At 66.7% G+C, this 1,821-nt stretch carries 1 protein-coding gene; it reads right to left on the bottom strand.

Annotated elements, in window-relative coordinates:
* Positions 1-453: 453 nt before the first annotated feature.
* Positions 454-1,643, bottom strand: a protein-coding gene (locus HNV26_RS37260) for an IS3 family transposase (protein WP_171445590.1) whose coding sequence is annotated in 2 segments (ribosomal slippage) — positions 454-1,364 and positions 1,364-1,643 — 1,191 coding nt in all. Because the reading frame shifts where the segments join, the coding sequence is not laid out codon by codon here.
* Positions 1,644-1,821 lie beyond the last annotated feature (178 nt).

Genomic DNA, 1,821 nt, shown 5'->3' on the forward strand with positions numbered 1-1,821 from the left:
CTGCGGACCCGCTCCGCCTTGCACCAGGGCATAAAGCTCGCTCTGGCGGCCATCTCCCCAAGCGACGCAGCAGGCTGGTTCGCCTACTGCGGTTACTCCGTCGCTCAGCCCAGATGAACTGCGCTATCAGCCGAGTCGCCCCTCCAGCCCAGCCCCTGAGCACCTCGCTCCTCGCTCCTCGCTCCTCGCGGCGCTCGCCGAACACGGCCCTTGTCCCTCTGCAACTGCTCACGCCACGTCACTGGCCGGACGGATACGCGGTGCCTCGTCGCTCACGTCTTCCTGGCCAATGTGCGGGCCATGGCCAATCTCGCACCCAAGGAGGGACTGCCCCCAAACGCGATCGGCCTGCCGTCGCGAAGAAACCCCATGCGGGCGTTTCTCGTCCGGCAGGGCCTTCATTGACAGCCCTCGTCCGCTACTGAGCTTGGCCCGGTTCGGTGGACAGGTTGACTATGCTGCCAGCCTCTTCGTTGCGGCCATCCGCTCGTACTCGGCTGGGCTGACGTAGCCCAGCGACGAGTGGCGACGCTTCCGGTTGTAGAATACCTCAATGTACTCGAACAGGGCCCCCTTGGCCGCCGTGCGTGTCTCGAAGCGGGTGAGGTAGACCAACTCCTGCTTCAGCGTGGAGAAGAAGCTCTCCGCCACGGCGTTGTCCCAGCAGTTGCCCTTGCGCGACATGCTGCACGCAATGCCACGCTCCTCGAGCAATTGGCGGTAGTCCTGACTGGCGTATTGGCTGCCGCGGTCCGAGTGGTGCAGTTCGGGAGCGGGGTGGCCCAGCAGCGCCATGTCGAGCGCACTCTGCACCAGCGCGCGGTCAATTCTCTCGCCCATCGCCCAGCCCACCACCTTGCGGCTGAAGAGGTCCAAGAGCACGGCCAGGTACAACCAGCCCTCCTCGGTCCAGACGTAGGTGATGTCGCCCACCCAGGCGCGTGCGGTCTGTCCGGGTTGGAAGTTCCTCTCCAGTGAATTCGGAGCCACGGGGTGGAGATGCGCGGAGTCGGTGGTCCGCACGAATCGGCGCCGAGTACGAGCGCGCAGCCCTGCCTGGCGCATCAGCCGAGCCACGCGCTTGCGAGCCACCCGCCGGCCTCGCGCCTTCAGCTCCGCATGCACCCGCGGGGCGCCGTACGTGCCCCGGCTCTCCTGGTGCACGGCCAGCACCTCGACGCCGAGGGCCTGGTCGCTCTTCGCGCGCTCGGACTGCTCGGGACGCTTCACCCAGGCGTAGTAGCCACTGCGGGAGACGCCCAGGTGACGGCAGAGCGTGGCGACTGGAAAGAGGGCCTTCTTCGCGTCGATGAAGGCGAATTTCACTTCATCTCCTTCGCGAAGAAGGCCGCCGCATTTTTTAGTATCTCCCGCTCCAGCCGCAGCTCGCGGTTCTCCTTGCGCAGCCGGGAGAGTTCCTCGCGCTCGTCCGTCGTCAGCGCCCCGGGCTTGCCCTCGCCCCGGTCCGTCTTCACCTGCTCCACCCACAGGCGCAGTGCCGACTCCGTCAGGTCCAAGTCGCGGGCCACCTGAGGGATGGACTTGCCCTCCTGCACCAGCTTCACCGCTCCGGCCTTGAACTCCGCGGTGAACTCCCGGCGCGGCCTGCGGGGCTTCTTCGGCTTCTCGTCAGTTGCGGACATCCCGTGCTCCTTCCATCACATCTCGGGTGTCCACGGAACTGGGCCAAGCTCAGAAGCCCGCTGGCCCGAAGAAGTGGACGCCCGAGGAGAAGCTGCGCGTGCTGGTGGTGGCCCAGGGGCTTGAGGGTGAGAAGTTGGGGGCGTTGCTGCGCCGCGAGGGGCTGCACGAGGCGCAGTT

The sequence above is a fragment of the Myxococcus xanthus genome (assembly GCF_013116825.1).
Lineage (GTDB): Bacteria > Myxococcota > Myxococcia > Myxococcales > Myxococcaceae > Myxococcus > Myxococcus xanthus_B.